Consider the following 17,840-nt stretch of genomic DNA (forward strand, 5'->3'; position numbering starts at 1 on the left):
ATAACATCACGCGCGCAATAGTCCCGGCATCCTGTTGTTTCGTCACAGACTGGATATAACCGGATTTTCTTATTGGGCAGCAGCCCTTTGTTCGATGATTGTCAACGGTCCTTAGCCAGGATGGTTCTTCCCATGCGCAAACCTGAAGCCGCGACTGTCGACCGGATAGTTGCCGTGGCGGAAAAAATGTTTGCCGAGTACGGCTACCGGGGCGTGTCGTTACGCGCGGTCATGCGTGAGTGCGGCGTGAACGCGGCCGCCATTCACTATCATTTCGGTTCGAAAGAAGCGTTGCTCGAAGAGATCTTCGTGCGGCGCGCCGGTGCGCTCAATTCCGCTCGTCTGCGGCTTCTCGATAGCTGCATGCAGAGCGAAAGCGCGGATAGCGGCGAGCATCTCGAGTTGATTCTGCATGCGTTTTTAAGCCCGGCTTTTTCATTGCCGGATGGTGATGAGGGTGTGCGGCGCTTTACCCGCCTGCGTTCCGTTATCGCGCACGAGAATGCCGAACTGTCGCAGCAACTGGTCAGCCGCCACTTCAACGAAACGAGCGGTTATTTCATCGCGGCATTGCGACGAGCACTGCCGCACCTGTCGCATCCAGCGTTGCTGTGGCGCTTTCATTTCCTGCTCGGCGCGCAGTACTACACGTTGAGCAACCCCGGCCGGATAGAAAGTCTGTCGGCGGGATCGTGCGATGCGAGCGATCTGCAGTCGGCGCTCGATGAGCTGGTTGCGTTTGTCGCGGCCGGATTTCGAGCGTCATCGCCAAAGCCGCGCAGGCGCACGCGTGGGACGCGTGTCACACAGTCTGCGCAGCAACAGCATGACGCTCGCATCGGGAAGGGGGCAGAGAAACGGGATGTGGAAACGGATATAAAAGCGGCCGGAAAATCCCCACAGATCCCGCGACAAGCACAGATAGCGTACGGGTCCGCCGTGCATACCGCTGACGCGCAGATCAGCGACGCGGCGTGGTCGGCCATCGCGTCGTTGCTGAACGCCAGACCGGCCCGCGTGGAACCGTCGCGTGGCCGCAAGCCGATCTCGGATCGCGAGGCATTGAGCGGCATCGTCTATGTGATGCGTCACCGGTTGCGCTGGCGTGACCTGTCGGTCGTCGCCGGGTTTCGCTCCGGTGCGAGTTGTTGGCGACGGCTGCGCGAGTGGGAAGCAAACGGCGTCTGGCAGCAGATTGCCGGTGTGTTGCGCGAGCAACTACCCGATGGGCGGGAACTCGATTTCGCGATCGTCGAACGCCCGCATGAAACGTGATCGTGATCGATCTGCGATTCACCGCCTGGAATTGACTTCGAAAAGCAGCGTACGCGGCCCTCGCCTGGTCGCACATCGCGCCAAGCTCGATCAGACGTCGCGCCCGTCTGCTGTTCGCCCCGCGCCCCTCGCTTAAACGATCGACGCCAACGTGCGCGCACCGCTTTCCAGAACCGGCAGAATTTCGTCGACCATCTGGGCGGGTGTCATCCGGCTCGAATGCACGCTGACGGTCAACGCGCAGACCAGCTGGTTGCGCGCGTTCAGCACCGGCACGGCGATCGAGCGCAAACCAATCTCATACTCCTCGTCGATCACCGAGTAGCGGTCGCTGCGCGATTGCTGGAACTGCGCCAGGATCTGTTCGCGGTCGGTGATCGTCTTCTCGGTGTACTGCTGGATCTCGGCGCCTTCGAGGTACTGGCGAATCTGCGCGTCGGTGCGATGCATCAGTAAAACCCGGCCCGATGCGGTGCAGTACGCCGGCAGGCGCGTGCCGATGCCGATGGAAACAGAGGCGATGCGCGTAGCCGACGAGCGCCCGACGAACATCACGTCGTTACCGTCGAGCAGCGTCAGGGACGCGACCTCGTTCATGCGCTCGCCGATCATTTCGAGAATCGGCTGCGCGAGCTTGGTCAGCGACGCGCCGGAAAGGTACGCATAACCGAGCCGCAAAATGCGCGGCGTGAGGCGGAAGAATTTTCCGTCGAAATCCGCGTAGCCGAGCTTGGCGAGCGTCAGCAAATAGCGGCGCGCGCCCGCCCGCGTGAGCCCGGTCTTGACCGCGACATCGGCGGGCGTCAATGCGACGTCGGAAGCGTTGAACGCCTCGATGACCGCGAGCCCCTTTTCGAAAGCGCCGATGAAATCCCGGTCGGTGTCACGTACGTCCTCTTGTTCTTCGCCTGTATTCATGTTTTCCCGCGCCTGAATTTCCCACGCCTAGACCGGCTGACAGTACGAAGTGGCGGTGCTGCATGCGTTGCCGCAACGCTTCGCCACTCCCTCGAATTCCGCTGTGGGACGAATCATAACGCACTCTGTTTTGATCATCAATACGCACATCGATACTCAATGCGCACAAACAAAACGTAAAGCGCACAAAAGTATAGAAATTGATTGACGTTGATCAAGGCGGCGGCGCATAGTTGCGAAAAATCGCGCCACGGATCGAACGGCTCGACCTGTCGGCGCAAGGTTCAAATGCGTAACAAGCGAGGATGAGAAATGAAAGAGCAAAGCTTGCCGTTCCCGTCGGTACGCTCGGAATGGCCGACGGATCAGCTGACGCGCGTGCCCTTCTGGGTCTATGGCGATGCCGGCGTATATGCTCAGGAGCAACGTCGAATTTACGAAGGTCCGGTATGGAATTTCCTTTGCCTCGAAGCCGACCTGCGCAAGCCGGGTGACTACGTTTCGACGTTCGCCGGTGACATGCCGGTGGTCGTGGCGCGCGGCCAGGACGGCGAAATCTACGCGTTCGAGAATCGCTGCACGCATCGCGGCGCACTGATCTGTCTCGAGAACTCAGGCAATACCACTAGCTTTTCCTGCGTGTATCACGGCTGGGCTTACGACCTGGAAGGCAACCTGAAGGGCGTGTCGTTTCAGAACGGCGTCAATGGCAAAGGTGGGATGCCGGAGTCGTTCTGCATGGAGGATCACGGTCCGCGCAAGCTGCGCGTGTCGACGCTGTGCGGCATCGTATTCGGCAGCCTGTCCGACGATGTTCCGTCGATCGAGGAATACATCGGCGACGAGGTGCTCGCGCGCATCCGGCGCGTGCTGCGCAAGCCGCTGCGGATTCTCGGCCGCTACAACCAGGCGCTGCCGAACAACTGGAAGCTCTATTTCGAGAACGTGAAGGACTCGTACCACGCGAGTCTGCTGCATTTGTTTCTGACGACGTTCGAGATCAACCGTCTGACGCAGAAGGGCGGTCTGATCGTGTCGCCCGATGGCGGCAATCACGTGAGCTTTTCGATGATCGACAAGTCGATCGCGGGCGGAGACGAATATCGCGACCAGGGGCTGCGCGCCGACAGCGAAACCTACCGGCTCGAAGATCCGAGCTTTCTCGAAGGCGTGGACGAGTTCGGTGACGGCATCACGCTGCAGATCCTTTCGGTCTTTCCGGGCTTCGTGCTCGGCCAGGTCAACAACAGCATCGTCGTGCGCCAGATCTTGCCGAAGGGTCTTGAAGCCACCCAGTTGAACTGGACCTATCTGGGATTCGAAGACGACACACCCGAAATGACGAGGATGCGCATCCGCCAGTCGAATCTGATCGGCCCGGCGGGTCTCGTGTCGCTCGAAGACGGCGCGGTGGGCGGATTCGTGCAGCGCGGCGTCGTCAGCGCGACGAATGAATACGGCGTACTGGAAATGGGTGGCGGCGAGACGGCCACGACCGATACGCGCGCCACGGAAGCCGCGGTGCGCGGCTTCTGGAAGGCCTATCGTCAACACATGGGAATTTGACGCATGAACGACCTCGAACTGATGTGGCAGATCAACACGCTCAACGCGGCGTATGTCCGGACTATCGATTCGGACGATCTGGAGTCCTGGCCGGCTTACTTTACCGAGAACTGCCTTTACAACATCACGTCGCACGACAACTATCGCGCGGGCTTGCCGGCAGGCATTTTCTTCGCCGACTCGCGCGGCATGCTGAAGGACCGCATCTCGGCATTGCGCGAGGCGAATATTTTCGAAGGGCATCGCTATCGCCATCTGCTCGGTATGTCGGCGATGCTCGGCCGCGACCAGGAGGAAGTGCGCACGGAAACGCCGTTCGCGACGTATCGGATCATGCGCGACGGACGCACCGATCTGTTCGTGACGGGCTGCTATATGGATCGCGTGATCTTCGTCGGCTCCGAGCTGAAGTTTCTGGAGCGCGTGGTCGTCTGCGACAGTTCGACCATCGATACGCTGCTCGTCATTCCTCTTTGAATCGTCCTGTCGCTCCGGTTGGCGAAAAGGTTTGAGTACAGGATAAGCAAGTCATGAGTTATCGGATTCAGGTGGCCGGCACAGCGCATCAATTCGACTGTGCCGAAGGGGAGACCTTGCTCGACGCGGCGCAGCGAGCCGGCTTCGAGATGCCTTATTCGTGCAAGAAGGGTATTTGCGGAAGTTGCCGCGGCGGTGTCGTCGACGGGCAGGTGGATTGCGCGGGTGCTCACGAAGGTTTGAGCGAAGCCGATCGGGCGCGCGGCATGGTTCTGTATTGCCGCGCGAAGCCGCAGGGCGATCTGGTCATTGCGCCGGCATCGATCAGCAAAGCCGATCCGTCGGCGCGTCGCGTGGTGAAGGCGAAAGTATTCCGCATCAGCAGGCCCGCGCCCGACGTCACGCAATTGCAGTTGCGGTTTCCGGCGGGCGTAAAGGTCAAGTTTCGCGCGGGCCAGTATTTGCAGGTCGTATTCGGCGAGAACGAGCGCCGCAGTTTCTCGATGGCGAATCCGCCGTCCGCATCCGACGGCGCGCTATTGCATATCCGCAACGTGGAAGGCGGCAGTTTTAGCGGGAATGTGCTGCCGACACTGCAGCCGGGTGATGTGCTCAACGTCGAGTTGCCTTATGGCGATTTCTATCTGAGAGAGGACAGCGACAAGCCGATCATCTTCGTCGCCAGCGGCACCGGCTTTGCACCGATCCATTCGATTGTCGAATACGCGTTGTCGCGCAACGTGCAACGGCCTATGTCCCTGTACTGGGGCGCACGTCGAGCGGTGGATCTGTATGCGCTGGATGTACCGAAGAAATGGCTCGAAAGAAGTGCGGGCTTTCGCTTCATACCGGTGTTGTCGGCGCCGCAAGACGAGGACGGTTGGACCGGCAGAACGGGCTTCGTGCATCAGGCCGTGATGGACGACCATCCATCGCTGGAGAACATGCAGGTGTACGCATGCGGCGCGCCGGCAATGACCAGCGCCGCTCGCGAAGACTTCACGTCTTTGCGCGCATTGCCGTCGGACGAGTTTTTCTGCGACGCATTTGTTGCCGGACCGGCGAACTGATCCGGCGAATTGATTCGCGTGGTCGTTCAAATGTAATCGCCGGCGGCGTTTATCGAGGGCTTGCAAAGCGGGGGACGTCGCGACGCGTGACGTGTGCCGCAACTGCATGCCGATTTGGAGGAGACAAAAAATGAGTAGTCGATCGGATTCCGTACGCGCAGACGTATCGAGTTCCGTGCGGGTGTCGGGAACCTATAAATGGATGGCCGTTCTGCTTGGCTGGATCGCGTTGGACTTTACGATGATTGCGCGGCTCGCGTGGGGTTCGGTCGCGGTCGTTGCGTCGTCATCGCTTGGATTACCGGTGCTGTCGCTGGGCGTCTTCGTGACCGCGTTCTTTTGCGGCTATGTGATCGCCAACTGGCTCGGCGGTTTTCTGACCGATCGCATCGGCAGTCGATTGATGCTGTCGGGAACGATGATCGCGCTCGGATGCGCGACCTTCGGCTTCAGCATGACACCGGGCATCGCCGTGGGGATGGTGTTGCAGGCGGTCATGGGGCTCGCGGCGGGCGGCGATGTGGCGGCTGCCGTCAAGCTGATCACCGCGTGGTTCGACGTCAAGGAGCGCGGCAAGGCCATCGGCTTTCTGCTGACGGCGCTGCCGGCGAGCGTGGTGATTACCAATGCGTTCGTGCCGGCGCTGATGCATAACTTTGGCTGGCAGGCGGTCTATCAGATCATCGGCGTCGCGGCCGTGCTGTTCGGCGTCGTCTGTTTGTGGGCCGTACGCGATGGCCCGAATCGCGAACTGTCGCGGGTCATTTCGACGGTGCGCGCGGGTTCGCTGATTCGCCACCCGCAGTACGTGCTGCTGCTCGTCGCCGGCTTCGGCGGCTACTGGGGCATGTGGGGCTTCACGTTTCTGGTCAATGCGTTGATCGTCAAACGCTATGGTCTTTCTCCCGCTGTCGCGGGGTCCATCGTCGTGTGGTTCGGCGTGACGTCGCTGATTTCCAAACCCGTGGTCGGTTTCATTTCGGACTTTCTGGGCGGGATTCGAAGATCGATCATGCTGATCATCATGGTTATTTTCGCGGCGTTGATGATCACGTTCGGCTTTCTGCAGACCGAGCATGAACTGATGATCGGCGCTGCGGCAGTCGGTTTCGTGTCGCTCGCATGGTCGCCGTTGATGACCGCGACGATCGCGGAAGCGGGCGGCAAGACAGGCGCGGGTCTGTCGACCGGCATCGCCAACGGGCTCTGGCAATTCGCGGGCGCATGGTCGCCGGCCGCCGCCGGGCTGATCTTCCAGTGGACCCATGCGTTTCACGCTCCGTTCTATCTGCTCGCAGCCGGGCCCGTGGTTTCGGCGTTCGCACTGCTGTGGGTGAAGGACGGATTCTCCGTCGATCAATCGGCGCGTCTCTGAAAAAACTCGTAACGGCACGTTGATGGGCGGCGCATGCGCCGCTGCCCGTTGTCGTCCGGACTTTCTGAAAAATCAATATCAGTCGCTGGAGGAGATTTCATGAAACTGAAGAACGTAGGCATGTTCATGTGTTGCGCGGCAGCAGGCTACGCACACGCACAGAGTTCGGTCACGCTGTATGGCTTCGTCGATGAAGGTTTGATCTATACCAACAATCAGCACGGCGGCTCGGTCGTTCAAACGGTGACGGGACAGAACAACACGAGCCGGCTCGGATTTCGCGGCTCGGAAGATCTCGGCGGCGGCCTCAAGGCTATCTTCACGCTGGAGAACGGATTCGACACCAGCTCGGGCAAGCTGCTGCAAGGCGGCCGGCTGTTCGGGCGTCAGGCATTCGTCGGCATCGACAGCTACTACGGCACCGTGACGATGGGGCGTCAGTACGAACCCGTGTATGAATTCGTCGGAACGAAATCCGCGGTGGCGCAATGGAGCTGGTTCGGCACGCATCCCGGCGACTTCGACAACATGAACTCGACCGCGCGGGTCAACAACTCGATCAAGTATGCGAGTCCGTCTATCCATGGGCTCAAGCTGGAAGGCGTGCTTGGCCTCGGCGGGACACCGGGGAATTTCGGCTCGAACCGCGTCTATAGCATCGGCGGCGACTACAACCACGGCCCGTTCGCGCTGGCCGTCGCGTTCATGAATCTGAACAATCCGTCGGTGTCGGGCTACGACGGCACTATTTCGCCGGGCTCTGCAGGCTATACGTCGCCGGTGACCAACCCGGTTTATAGCGGCTATGCATCCGCGAGCGTCGTTCACATCCTCGCCACCGGCGCGACGTATGCACTCGGTAATGCGCACCTCGGCCTCGTTTATACCAACACGCACTTCATCGACGTGCTGCCGACGGCGACCACGCCGTTTCGCGGCGGAAGCATCGCGTTCAACAGCTATGAGGCGAATGTCCGCTACGACCTGTCACCTTCGCTGATGCTGGCGGCTTCTTACGACTACACGGATGCGGATTCGGCACACTACGATCAGGTGAATGCCGGCGCGGACTACGTGATCAGCAAGCGCACCGACGTGAACTTCGTCACGGTATGGCAGCACGCCAGCGGCATCGATTCGACGGGCAAGCCGGCTGTCGCGGCGATTTCGTCGATTTCGCCGTCGACGAGGCCAGACCAGGTTGCGGTCAGGCTGTCGCTGCGACATCGGTTCTGACGCGAGCGAAGCGCGAGGGGGGCGTTGTGTTGTTGCTTGTTGCTTGCCGACGCCGGCAGGCGATCGAATGAGGATGGGTGGCGCTCAGTGACGCGGCTCCGCCCCTCTTCGCGCAATGCCGGTTTTCACCCGCCAGTTCGCCAGCGCGCCGAGCGCCATCAGCATGCTGGTGCCGAGAAACACCGCGCGCATGCCGATATGTCCACCGACGAAGCCGCCGAGCAGCGGGCCGGCCACCTGGCCCGCGTACTGCGACGACACGGAGTAGCCCAGAATCGCGCCGGCCACGCTCACCGGCACGTTATGACGGATCACGCTCGCGATACAGGGCAACAGGCCGCCGAGCGCCATCCCCATCAGGAAACGCAGCGCGATCAACTGCCAGCTCGCGGTGACGAATGCCTGCGGCACGAGCAGTACCGCCGACACGGCGAGACACGCGACGATCACGTTCCAGTGTCCGACGAGATCGGCGAGCTTGCCGAGCCGCGACGACGAGATCACGCTGCCGAGCGCCGCGCCCGACATCACGAAGCCGGCGATCATCGTCACGCTTTGAGGTTTCGTCAGCTGGGCGACGTAGACGGTGATGATCGGTTCGATCGACATGTTCGCGACCATCAGCAGCAGGCCGGTGGCCAGCATTGCGATGGCCGGCGCCTTGTCGTCCACCGATGCCCACGCGCCCTGTTTGCGCGCGCCGTCCGTGCGCTTGCGCACCGGCTTTTCGCGGATCAGCGTGAGCGTCGCGAGAAAAGCGACGAAGATTGCCGCGCCGGAGGCCCAGAAGGTCGCGCGGATGCCGATCAGCGGCGGCAGGAAACCGCCCGCCAGCGGCCCGACCAGATTGCCCGCCATGATCCCCGACGACAGGATGCCCAGCGCCCAGCCTGAACGCTCCTTCGGCGTTTGCGTCGCAATCAGGATCATCGAGCCCGACGCATAGCCGCCGAGCAGCCCCGCGAGCAGCCGCAGCGCGACCAGTTGCCATACCGAATGCGCCATGCCGATCAGCGACATCGCGATCGCCATGCCGAGGCTCGAACGGATCAGCATCAGCTTGCGGCCGTACAGATCCGCGAGCTTGCCCCACAGCGGCGCGACGAGCGCCGCGCTGAAGAAGGTCGCGCCGAACGCGGCGCCGGACCACTGCACGATCGCCGCATGCTCCTTCACGCCGAGCTGTTCGACGTAGAGCGGCAGGAACGGCAGCAGCAGCGTCATCGCGACGATGGTCGTGAACGAGCCGAACACGCACACGCAGAGATTGCGCTGCCAGTGCGCGGTGGCATCGTCGTCGGCAGGCGGCGCGGGCTGGGCGGCCGATGCGGCCTGCGCCCGCGGCGGCGCGGGTTCGGCGGACGGGACGTTGAGCTTGCGGTTCATGGTCGGGATTTTCGGGGGGGACGGGCACCCGTTGAAATATCCGACGCATGGTAACGCGCCGCCGTGTGGTCAGGCAGTCAAGCTTTCATACTGGTATCGGCACTACCTGCTGGAATCTGCATGCCACGTCATCGTGCTAGCATGCGCGGCATCGTCATCGTGAAAGAAGGAGGCTGCTGTGAATACCCAGTCTGATTCGGCGCTCCTTCCTGTCGGCCTGATGCATCGGGCGTTAATGCGGGACAGCGGGTGTGGGCGCCTCAACGCCACTGAAGACCTGTCCATTGACTACCGACATTTACAACGAACTTTCTTGCGCGACTGAAGCGCTCTATCTTTTTGTAGTCGACAAGCTGCGCGCCGCCGGGTGTGTCTATGCGGAAGAAGAAGCCCGGTTGCTGGTTTCTTCCGTGCCGATGGCGGCGCTCCACGACAGCGTGCAGCAACGGGTATCGGGTACTCCGCTTGAGTACGTGCTGGGTTGGGCGGAGTTCCTCGGCCATCGTATTGCGCTCGATGAGGGCGTATTCATTCCGCGCCGCCGCAGCGAATTTCTTGCGTCACAAGCCATCGATTTGCTCCGGCCCGGCGGTGTGCTGCTGGATCTGTGCTGTGGATCGGGCGCGCTTGCCGTCGTGATTGCGGCATCCTTTGCCGCGGACGAAGCTGTCACCGTGTGGGCATCCGATATCGACACCAACGCTGTGCGATGTGCGACGAAGAACCTCGCATCGTTGGGCGGGCTAGTCGTGCAAGGCGACTTGTACGAAGCGTTGCCCGTCGATCTGAAGGGACGGGTCCATGTGATTGTGTCTAACGCGCCCTACGTGCCGACGCTGGAAATAGAGCTGCTGCCTCGCGAGGCTCGGCTTTATGAACCGCATCGTAGCTTTGCGGGAGGGCCCGACGGTCTGTCGGTGCAGCGCCGTGTCGCGCGGGAGGCGCCGGCGTGGCTCGCGCGAGGCGGCAGTCTGCTGATGGAGACGTCCGAAGCCGCGGCCGACTGCACGAAAGCGATTATCGAAGCTGCGGGTTTGGCGGCGCGTGTGGTTCGCTCGGAAACGTGGGATGCGACCGTGGTGATCGGGACTCGTGTTGGTGGTGATGGTGTGCCGTGATGCTTGTGCTTTACGTGCGTTGACCTGGAACCAGGGGCCTTGATGTTGCGGGGGCTGCCAGGTTCCAGGTCTTGAAGTTTCAGGTTATAGCGCTGCGTTTCGTCAGCGGAGCAGGTCATGCTTCGCGAGATGTCGCGAAGCATGACCTGTGCCCCTTTGCCCCTCGCCGCGAATGGCAGCCACTGCAGCGTTTGCCGGATCAGTTACCCCCGCGCGCGCATCTTCCCGACGACGTCATCCGTGGTCCACACCGCGTGGGCGAGAAAGTTGTAATTGACGAGTGCGGCTTTATAGCCATCACCCCAGACGGGATGACGCGGGCCTGCCGTTGCATCCTTGATGACCGCAACCTGAAATCCCTGTTCCAGCAGCTCCCGCAAATGTGATTCGACGCACATGTTCGCGAGCATGCCGCCGAGGATCACTTTCTGAACCCCACGCTTGCGCAGTTGCAGCACGAGATCGTTGGTTTCCGGTCCCCACACCTTGTGAGGGCTGACCACGATGGTCTTGCCGTCCTCGATGTACGGTTTGAACTGATCGAGCCAGTCGGCACCGGACCCCTTCAGTCCAGTCAGATTGAGCGGCCCCTGGCGCGCAAAAGACTTATTCCTGACTTCTTCCGTTTCCAGCGGATCGTAGTATTGCCAGCCGTAGTCGGTCGGATAGAAGAAGTGTGGCGAGATGAAAACGTTGTATCCCAACTGCTTGGCCGCCACGAATATCTTCGTCATGTTCTCGACGGTGTGATTTTCGGTGACGCTGGCGCCGACCGCGCCCCAGTTGACGCCTTTGTCGCTGAGAACATCGTTCTGTGGATCGATGAAGACCACGGCGGTATTCGTGTTGCGGATGTCGCCCATTCCCTGACCCGACGACTCGGCCGAACGACCGCTTGTTGAGTCTTGCGAACCCGCTGCGGTTGCGCCAGCCGCTCTCGCGGACCCGGCTAATCCCATGACCGCCCCTGTGGCAAGAATACTCGTGCCGACTACAAAACCGCGCCGCGACGCATTATCCGGCGGCGAATCATCTTTAGACATTTTGCATCCCCTTGATTCAACAAATAGTCATGGCACTTCTGCGAATGTGTGTGCGAAACGCAGTATCAGCTTTTAATGAAATCGAGGATATCCGGATTGAGCACGTCGGCGTGAGTGGTCAGCATTCCGTGCGGATAACCGGGATATATCTTTAGCGTCGCATTCTTGAGGATTTTGGAAGAGAGCAGCGCGGCATCCTGATAAGGAACGATCTGGTCGTCGTCGCCATGAAGTACCAACGTCGGCACGTCGATCATTTCCAGATCTTCGGTCAGATCCGTTTCCGAAAAGACCTTGATGCACTCGTACTGGGCCAGCGCGCCGCCCATCATTCCCTGGCGCCACCAGTTGTGAACCACACCGTCGATTGTTTTGACGCCGGGGCGATTGAACCCGTAGAACGGACCACCGGGTACATCCAGATAGAACTGCGTGCGGCTGGCGGCAAACTGCTGGCGCAGATCGTCGAATACTTCGATCGGCAGGCCGCCGGGATTGCGCTCGCTCTTCAACATCACCGGCGGGATCGCACTGACGAGCACGGCCTTGGCTACACGGCCTTTGCCGTGTCGCGCAACGTAGCGGGTGGCCTCGCCGCCGCCCGTTGAATGGCCGATATGGATCGCGTCGCGCAGGTCCAGCGCCGTGACGAGTTCGGCGACGTCGCGCGCGTAGGTATCCATGTCATTGCCGACCGATGTCTGGGTCGAGCGTCCATGTCCGCGACGGTCGTGCGCGATAACCCGATAACCGTGCTGCAGGAAAACAGCATCTGGGTGTCCCAGTCGTCCGCGCTTAGCGGCCAGCCATGATGAAAGACAATGGGCTGACCGCGACCCCAATCCTTATAAAAGATCTGGGTCCCATCTTGTACCGTAATAGAGGGCATCGCATCATCTCCTGTGTCGACCGGACTTAGCGCTTTAGCTGTCGATCCGGAGTTGGCGCTTCAGCGCTTACTCCGGTCCCATGCAAAGCTCTTAGTCCGGTCCCATGCGTTTATCGCGGTCGACCGGACTTAGCGCTTTAGCTGTCGATCCGGAGTTGGCGCTTCAGCGCTTACTCCGGTCCCATGCAAAGCGCTTACTCCGGTCCCATGAAAGTCAGTTGCTGGTTTTTCAGTGAATTGTCGCGAATCGAAAAAGGCCAGTTGATTTCAATTAATAATACGAAATCACCGAACTGTCGCACTCTATTATTTCGTCGCGATCAATTTCCGTTCGACATATCGCCATTCCCGTTTTATGCTGTTATTTACTATGGGTTTTATAATATTTATTCGGGTTGCCTGTCCCCGCTTTTGATGTTAAATAGGGAGGGCGTAAGCGGTAAATCTGAATGGCGGAGCGAATCTCGATGACTGGAGCTTAGGAGGCGCGACCGGAGATGTAAATGACCGAAAGAATCATTGTTATATCCGACAGGATCAAAATGAAGGCAGACTCCATCGCTCGATCCATCGACATCTTCGAGGGCATTGCGCCGCTACTGCGCGCGCGGCCGATCATCGACGAACTGTGTCGCTTCGATAGCGAATGGGCCCGATCGAACGGGCATGCATCGGTCGGTCAGGCATGGTTCCATATCGTCGTGCGCGGCAGTTGCGTGGTGGAACAGGTGAGTGCCGGCCCGCTCACGATTGAAACGGGTGACGTTCTCCTTTTGCCGCACGGCAATGCGCATGTGATCGGGTCCGCAAAGTCGTCGACAACCGACGCTCTTGCCGCCGGGATTCCGAATGCGCTCAGGCAGCCGGGCCCACATGATCACGCGCCCGACACCGAAATCATCTGTGGGCGTCTGGAATTCGACACGCCCGGCAATCCGGTGCTGGCCGTGTTGCCCGATCTTCTCGTGATGCATTCCGGCGACGGTGTCGTTGACCGCTTAAGTGTGTTGCTCACCGCAATCCGCGACGAACTCGATGAAGGACGTGTGGGCGGAAGATTGATTGCGACCGAACTTGCCAGTGTGCTTTTTCTGATGCTGCTACGTCTGCACCTGGAAGAGAGTCCGCCCACGATCGGCCTCGTCAGACTGCTCGGCGATCAAGTCACGTCGAGAGTGGTGACGGCCTTGATCAACGACTTTGCGCGCAACTGGACGCTCGACGAACTCGCCGCGGTCGCGGACACTTCGCGCGCAACGCTGGTCAGAAGTTTTCGTCGTGTTTCCGGGCAGACCCCGCTCGCGTTCGCCACCGATTTGCGGCTCGATTTTGCCCGCATGAATCTTCTTCGCACCAAAGATTCGATCGCTGCGATCGCCGCGCAAGCTGGCTATCAATCGGAACATGCATTCAGCCGCGCGATGGTGCGGCGCTTCGGCATTCGCCCGGGCTTGATGCGTTCGAAAGAGTGAGCGAGCTGGAGAAAGCAGCGTTGTATGGCAATGGTCCTACAGGTGCTGACGAATCTGTTCCACGAACGCACGTATCACCTCTTCATTGCGCGAAAGGAAAGTCCATTGGCCCACTTGCATCGAAACCAGCAGCCCCGCCGCGACGAGTACGCTGATATGCACTGAGACCGTCGACTGGGAAAGAGCGCTGCGTGCGTGGATCGCATGCGCGGGCACACCTTGCCCCAGGTGGATATCGCATGTCGGAAAGGCCTCGGCTGGCGTCCTCAACCATGCGAGGATGTCTCGTCGCAGAGGATTGGCGAGAGCCTTGTGAATCAGGTTCGTGTCTATCATGGTGCTGTTTTCTCAGGTCCCGCACTTTGATCCGGCGGCGCAAGCAGCGCCGCGGAAATCGTTTTAACCGCGTGATCGCCAAGATCTTCCCGAACCAACGACAGTGCCACGTGAATGCCGGCGCTTGCGCCGCCCGACGAATACAGGTTGCCATCCTTCAGACAGCCCGGATTCGGCATTACGTGCACCAGTGGATTTTCTGCCGCGAGGCGATGAGCATCGCGCCAATGCGCGGCCAACAAGCGATGGTTGGCCAAACCCGCGCGCGCAACGAGAAACGCGCCGCTGGAAATGCACACCAGTCTGCGAGTTTTGGCCCCGGCATCGCCTAGCCACGCAACCAGCTCGCGATGCTCGCGCACCGAACCGATCACCGGCGAACCGGGGACCACGATAGTGTCGAACGGCGTGCTCGTTTCAAGCAGACTCCCGGTCGCGTTGACCGCAATACCATTCGACGAGCGGACCGGCCCCGGTGAAGGCCCGAGCAGATGCGGTTCATAAAGTACTTCGCCGTACAGGCGGTTGGCCTGATGAAACACATCCATCGGACCGCTGACTTCCAGCATCTGAAACCCCGCATAGAGCAGCATCGCGACACGCATGTGCTGGTTAGCCAGTAAGGTGACCATGCACACAGTCTAGCTAGTCGATGCCGCCGGGCAAATGCACGAATGGTGCGCTTGCTTGCCAATTAGCGAACGTTTTGGGCCATGCGAGCATGTTTTGTGATGCTGACGGGTGCGCAGGCTTCTAACGAAGGATTCGTTATGCCGGGATACAAGACTGTTTCTAAACACTGACGGCCAGGACCACGGCGGATGCGGTAAGCTGCGGCACGGCTTCGTTGAAACGCGGCGTGCCGGTTGTTTCGTATCGATCCGGTATGTCCGGGCGCGCTAACGGAAAACATAGTTACCACCATGAAGGTCACGGTATGAAAGTCGCCATTGTTGTATTCGATGGTGTGCAGGCACTGGATGTGGCAGGTCCGCTCGATGTGTTCGCGGAGGCGAATACATTCCTGTCCGAGCAGCAACGCTACGAAGTGACACTCGTCGCGCGCGAGCCCGGTACCGTGACGTGCTCGAACGGCATGCAACTGGCCGTTTCCTCCGGCTATGCCGATCGTGACATTCAATGGGATCTGCTGCTGATAGCCGGAGGGCCGCAACTGCCCGAAGCACGCCCATCGAACGAATTCCTCGCGTGGTTGAAGAGTCAGGCGCGCGACGCGAAGCGCTTTGGCTCCATCTGTAATGGCGCATTCGTACTCGCGCACGCGGGGCTCCTCGATGGCAAGGAGGTCACGACCCATTGGTCGGACGCAAACCGGCTCTCCAACGAATTTCCGCAAGCCAACGTGCAGTCCAACCGGATCTTCGTTCGTGATGGACGGCTCTTCACATCGGCCGGCGTGACGGCGGGCATCGATCTATGTCTGGCGCTGGTCGCGGAGGACTGGGGGCGCGAGCTGGCGGTGCGGGTCGCAAAACGCCTGGTCGTCTATATCCAGCGCGAAGGCGGGCAGTCCCAGTACAGCCCGTATCTCGGCGCGGGCAAGGGCGAGGATCCGATACTCAGCAAGGTCTATCGATACGTGAGCGAACATATAACCGATACGCTTTCCATCGAGGACCTCGCGAACGCGGCCGCGGTGAGTCGGCGCACCTTGTCGCGAATGTTCGCGAAGCACGCAAAGGTGACGCCGTCGGTGTTTGTCGAGCAGGTTCGCGTCGACACAGCAAGGAAGCTGCTGGAGGATACCGACGCGCCGTTGAAGACGGTCGCATTCAAATGCGGCTTTCACAATGCCACGCATATGCGCACGACCTTTTCGCGGCGGCTCAATGTGACGCCGAAGCAGTATCGGATGCGCTTCAGGGCGGAAGCCGATGCGCGCCAGTGACGCCGATGCGCGGGCCGCGAGCATGCATACGATGACATCCATGACGAATGCCGATTCGGCGCAGACGTTGCGCGACGTCATCGCGCCGGGCCTGTCGATACTTTTTTGCGGCATTAATCCTGGCTTGAGCGCGGCATCGACGGGTCATCACTTTGCGGGCCGAGGTAACCGGTTCTGGAAGGTTCTGCATCGCGCCGGTTATACGAGCGAGGAATTTCGCCCCGAAAACGACCGCCAGTTATTGACCTTCGGCTACGGGCTGACTGCCGCCGTTGCGCGCCCGACCGCCAGCGCAAGCCAGTTGTCGAGAGCCGAAATCCAGGCCGCTGCCGCGCAGTTGGAACAGAAGGTTCGACAGTACGCGCCGCGATTCATCGCCTTTCTCGGCAAGATGGCGCTTGCCGAAATTTCTGGCCGGCGCGATATCGAATGGGGTTTGCAAGCGGACAATTTTGGCGGCGCGCGCGCATGGGTGCTGCCGAACCCTAGCGGTCTGAACCGTTCATTCAGCCTCGATGCGCTGGTCAGCGCTTATCGTGAACTGCGTATCGCGGCTGACTCGATGCGGGACTAGACCCTGGTCCCGAACGGCCGCAGCCGTTGCCGTATCGCGGCCAGAGCTCGTCGCGCACGTCGCGTCAGACATCAAGCCGTTTCCACACTGAAGGTGCGGATTCTGTTGCAGCGTTTCCGTCACGAAGTCCACGAAGGATCGAATCTTCGCGCTCGTGCCACGCCGTTCGATATGAAGCAGGCTGACCGGTGTCGACTCCGGTTCGAAGGCTCGCAGGATCGGCACCAGCGCCCCTGATGACACCTCAGGCGCCGCCTGATACGACAGCAGCTGCGTAATCCCCACGCCATCCTTCGCGGCCGAAATGGCGGTAGGCGCCAGATTGACGATCATGCGCGGCCTGAGGCGCACCGGCATCTTCGCGCCGTGCTCGAAGAATACCCAGTCGAATGGCTGGGACACGCCGGTGAATGATACGCAATGGTGGTGTGTCAGCTCGCGCGGATGGACCGGCTCGCCGTGCGCAGCGAGATACGCGGGCGACGCAAAAGTTTGCCGCCGCACGGAACCGAGGCGAATCGCAAACGTGGAAGAGTCTTCGAGGTGGCCGATGCGAATCGCGACATCCACGCCTTCTTCGAGCAGACGAACAGGACGGTCGACGTAGATCGCATTGACGCTGACGTCGGGGTAGCGCAGCGTGTAAGCGTTGACGAGCGGCGCAACGAAGCGCTGGCCGAACTGCACCGGGGCAGTGATCGTCAGCGTGCCGACCGGGTTGCGAGGATTGCCGGCGATACTCGACTCCGTATCGGCGATGCCATCAAGCAGCTTGCGGCATGCCTCCAGATACGCGATGCCCGCATCCGTCGGCCGGACGGCGCGAGTCGTGCGCGCGAGCAATTGCACGCCCAAGCGGTTTTCGAGCGACTTGATCGCGTGCGACACCGCCGGGCGCGACAGGCTGCATTTCTCGGACGCGGCACTAAAGCTGCCTTGTTCGATGACGGCTACAAACAATTCCATTTCGCGCAGTCTGTCCATGCTGCTCTCCGTAAGCCGGGTCGGCCGCTTCGGCCACGACACCCATCCACGGATTGTAGGCGCCCCAAACCGGTGGATCGCCGGTCCGCGCTTCAGTTGACTCAAAACAGCGCATAAATGTCCCACCGCCGACGAATCCAGCTCGGTGCGTCGCATTTTTCGTATTCCCGTACGGCCTGCCACTCGTATCGATCCGCTGACCAATGCGCGAC

General features: G+C 60.6%; 16 protein-coding genes and 1 pseudogene. 10 read left to right on the forward strand and 7 right to left on the reverse strand.

Going from position 1 to position 17,840, the window contains the following annotated elements; translation table 11 throughout:
• Positions 1 to 132 precede the first annotated feature (132 nt).
• A complete protein-coding gene (locus L0U82_RS35475) occupies positions 133 to 1,275 on the forward strand; it encodes a transposase (RefSeq protein ID WP_233838366.1) in 1,143 nt (380 codons plus the stop codon).
• A gap of 132 nt (positions 1,276 to 1,407) precedes the next feature.
• Here the strand turns inward: L0U82_RS35475 and L0U82_RS35480 are convergent, their stop codons facing one another.
• Entirely contained in the window at positions 1,408 to 2,193 is a 786-nt protein-coding gene (locus tag L0U82_RS35480) for an IclR family transcriptional regulator domain-containing protein (protein WP_233838368.1), read from the reverse strand.
• Positions 2,194 to 2,505: 312 nt separating this feature from the next.
• Here L0U82_RS35480 and L0U82_RS35485 point away from each other — a divergent pair, with 312 nt between their 5' ends.
• From L0U82_RS35485 to L0U82_RS35505, 5 genes are all read left to right on the forward strand, one after another.
• Positions 2,506 to 3,759, forward strand: a complete 1,254-nt coding sequence (locus L0U82_RS35485) for an aromatic ring-hydroxylating dioxygenase subunit alpha (RefSeq protein ID WP_233838370.1) — start codon at positions 2,506 to 2,508, stop codon at positions 3,757 to 3,759.
• Between the two features lie 3 nt (positions 3,760 to 3,762).
• Positions 3,763 to 4,236 carry an aromatic-ring-hydroxylating dioxygenase subunit beta gene (locus L0U82_RS35490; protein ID WP_233838371.1) on the forward strand — a complete coding sequence of 158 codons (474 nt, stop codon included), beginning with the start codon at positions 3,763 to 3,765 and terminating at the stop codon, positions 4,234 to 4,236.
• Positions 4,237 to 4,289: 53 nt separating this feature from the next.
• Complete coding sequence (locus L0U82_RS35495; protein WP_233838372.1) at positions 4,290 to 5,306, forward strand: 2Fe-2S iron-sulfur cluster-binding protein; 1,017 nt, start codon at positions 4,290 to 4,292, stop codon at positions 5,304 to 5,306.
• A gap of 130 nt (positions 5,307 to 5,436) precedes the next feature.
• A complete protein-coding gene (locus L0U82_RS35500; protein ID WP_233838373.1) occupies positions 5,437 to 6,681 on the forward strand; it encodes an MFS transporter in 1,245 nt (414 codons plus the stop codon).
• 99 nt (positions 6,682 to 6,780) lie between these two features.
• Positions 6,781 to 7,917: a porin gene (locus L0U82_RS35505; protein ID WP_233838375.1), complete on the forward strand. Its 1,137-nt coding sequence runs from the start codon at positions 6,781 to 6,783 to the stop codon at positions 7,915 to 7,917.
• Positions 7,918 to 8,001: 84 nt separating this feature from the next.
• Here L0U82_RS35505 and L0U82_RS35510 read toward each other — a convergent pair whose 3' ends face one another.
• Positions 8,002 to 9,303 carry an MFS transporter gene (locus tag L0U82_RS35510; RefSeq protein ID WP_233838377.1) on the reverse strand — a complete coding sequence of 434 codons (1,302 nt, stop codon included), beginning with the start codon at positions 9,301 to 9,303 and terminating at the stop codon, positions 8,002 to 8,004.
• Positions 9,304 to 9,554: 251 nt separating this feature from the next.
• Here L0U82_RS35510 and L0U82_RS35515 point away from each other — a divergent pair, with 251 nt between their 5' ends.
• Complete coding sequence (locus tag L0U82_RS35515) at positions 9,555 to 10,421, forward strand: putative protein N(5)-glutamine methyltransferase (RefSeq protein WP_233838379.1); 867 nt, start codon at positions 9,555 to 9,557, stop codon at positions 10,419 to 10,421.
• Positions 10,422 to 10,624: 203 nt separating this feature from the next.
• Here L0U82_RS35515 and L0U82_RS35520 read toward each other — a convergent pair whose 3' ends face one another.
• A complete protein-coding gene (locus L0U82_RS35520; protein ID WP_233839338.1) occupies positions 10,625 to 11,284 on the reverse strand; it encodes an isochorismatase family protein in 660 nt (219 codons plus the stop codon).
• Positions 11,285 to 11,529: 245 nt separating this feature from the next.
• Positions 11,530 to 12,353, reverse strand: a pseudogene (locus L0U82_RS35525) (alpha/beta fold hydrolase).
• Positions 12,354 to 12,895: 542 nt separating this feature from the next.
• Here L0U82_RS35525 and L0U82_RS35530 point away from each other — a divergent pair.
• On the forward strand, positions 12,896 to 13,825 hold the full coding sequence (locus tag L0U82_RS35530; protein WP_233838380.1) for an AraC family transcriptional regulator: 930 nt from the start codon (positions 12,896 to 12,898) through the stop codon (positions 13,823 to 13,825).
• Positions 13,826 to 13,861: 36 nt separating this feature from the next.
• Here L0U82_RS35530 and L0U82_RS35535 read toward each other — a convergent pair whose 3' ends face one another.
• Both L0U82_RS35535 and L0U82_RS35540 read right to left on the reverse strand, forming a co-directional pair.
• The gene (locus L0U82_RS35535; protein WP_233838381.1) at positions 13,862 to 14,161 is read right to left on the reverse strand and encodes an ArsR/SmtB family transcription factor; all 300 of its coding nucleotides are present in this window, start codon (positions 14,159 to 14,161) and stop codon (positions 13,862 to 13,864) included.
• On the reverse strand, positions 14,158 to 14,793 hold the full coding sequence (locus tag L0U82_RS35540; protein WP_233838382.1) for a GlxA family transcriptional regulator: 636 nt from the start codon (positions 14,791 to 14,793) through the stop codon (positions 14,158 to 14,160). Before L0U82_RS35540 ends, L0U82_RS35535 begins: the two co-directional genes overlap by 4 nt.
• Positions 14,794 to 15,098: 305 nt before the next feature.
• Here L0U82_RS35540 and L0U82_RS35545 point away from each other — a divergent pair, with 305 nt between their 5' ends.
• Together L0U82_RS35545 and mug are read left to right on the forward strand one after the other, a co-directional pair.
• Complete coding sequence (locus L0U82_RS35545; protein ID WP_233838383.1) at positions 15,099 to 16,070, forward strand: GlxA family transcriptional regulator; 972 nt, start codon at positions 15,099 to 15,101, stop codon at positions 16,068 to 16,070.
• A 40-nt stretch (positions 16,071 to 16,110) separates the two neighbouring features.
• Positions 16,111 to 16,644, forward strand: a complete 534-nt coding sequence (gene mug, locus L0U82_RS35550) for a G/U mismatch-specific DNA glycosylase (RefSeq protein WP_233838384.1) — start codon at positions 16,111 to 16,113, stop codon at positions 16,642 to 16,644.
• On the opposite strand, the gene L0U82_RS35555 is transcribed toward mug, so the two are convergent.
• A complete protein-coding gene (locus L0U82_RS35555; RefSeq protein WP_233838385.1) occupies positions 16,573 to 17,628 on the reverse strand; it encodes a LysR family transcriptional regulator in 1,056 nt (351 codons plus the stop codon). The genes mug and L0U82_RS35555 overlap by 72 nt on opposite strands.
• Between the last annotated feature and the right edge of the window lie 212 nt (positions 17,629 to 17,840).

The organism is Paraburkholderia sp. ZP32-5 (genome assembly GCF_021390495.1).
In the GTDB taxonomy this organism is placed as follows: Bacteria; Pseudomonadota; Gammaproteobacteria; order Burkholderiales; family Burkholderiaceae; genus Paraburkholderia.

What these genes read in the sequence shown, in the direction of transcription:
- L0U82_RS35475 (WP_233838366.1), top strand. Translation starts at nt 133, where the DNA reads ATGCGCAAACCTGAAGCCGCGACTGTCGACCGGATAGTTGCCGTGGCG.
- L0U82_RS35480 (WP_233838368.1), bottom strand. Translation starts at nt 2,193, where the DNA reads ATGAATACAGGCGAAGAACAAGAGGACGTACGTGACACCGACCGGGAT.
- L0U82_RS35485 (WP_233838370.1), top strand. Translation starts at nt 2,506, where the DNA reads ATGAAAGAGCAAAGCTTGCCGTTCCCGTCGGTACGCTCGGAATGGCCG.
- L0U82_RS35490 (WP_233838371.1), top strand. Translation starts at nt 3,763, where the DNA reads ATGAACGACCTCGAACTGATGTGGCAGATCAACACGCTCAACGCGGCG.
- L0U82_RS35495 (WP_233838372.1), top strand. Translation starts at nt 4,290, where the DNA reads ATGAGTTATCGGATTCAGGTGGCCGGCACAGCGCATCAATTCGACTGT.
- L0U82_RS35500 (WP_233838373.1), top strand. Translation starts at nt 5,437, where the DNA reads ATGAGTAGTCGATCGGATTCCGTACGCGCAGACGTATCGAGTTCCGTG.
- L0U82_RS35505 (WP_233838375.1), top strand. Translation starts at nt 6,781, where the DNA reads ATGAAACTGAAGAACGTAGGCATGTTCATGTGTTGCGCGGCAGCAGGC.
- L0U82_RS35510 (WP_233838377.1), bottom strand. Translation starts at nt 9,303, where the DNA reads ATGAACCGCAAGCTCAACGTCCCGTCCGCCGAACCCGCGCCGCCGCGG.
- L0U82_RS35520 (WP_233839338.1), bottom strand. Translation starts at nt 11,284, where the DNA reads ATGGGCGACATCCGCAACACGAATACCGCCGTGGTCTTCATCGATCCA.
- L0U82_RS35530 (WP_233838380.1), top strand. Translation starts at nt 12,896, where the DNA reads ATGAAGGCAGACTCCATCGCTCGATCCATCGACATCTTCGAGGGCATT.
- L0U82_RS35535 (WP_233838381.1), bottom strand. Translation starts at nt 14,161, where the DNA reads ATGATAGACACGAACCTGATTCACAAGGCTCTCGCCAATCCTCTGCGA.
- L0U82_RS35540 (WP_233838382.1), bottom strand. Translation starts at nt 14,793, where the DNA reads ATGGTCACCTTACTGGCTAACCAGCACATGCGTGTCGCGATGCTGCTC.
- L0U82_RS35545 (WP_233838383.1), top strand. Translation starts at nt 15,099, where the DNA reads ATGAAAGTCGCCATTGTTGTATTCGATGGTGTGCAGGCACTGGATGTG.
- mug (WP_233838384.1), top strand. Translation starts at nt 16,111, where the DNA reads ATGACGAATGCCGATTCGGCGCAGACGTTGCGCGACGTCATCGCGCCG.
- L0U82_RS35555 (WP_233838385.1), bottom strand. Translation starts at nt 17,628, where the DNA reads ATGGACAGACTGCGCGAAATGGAATTGTTTGTAGCCGTCATCGAACAA.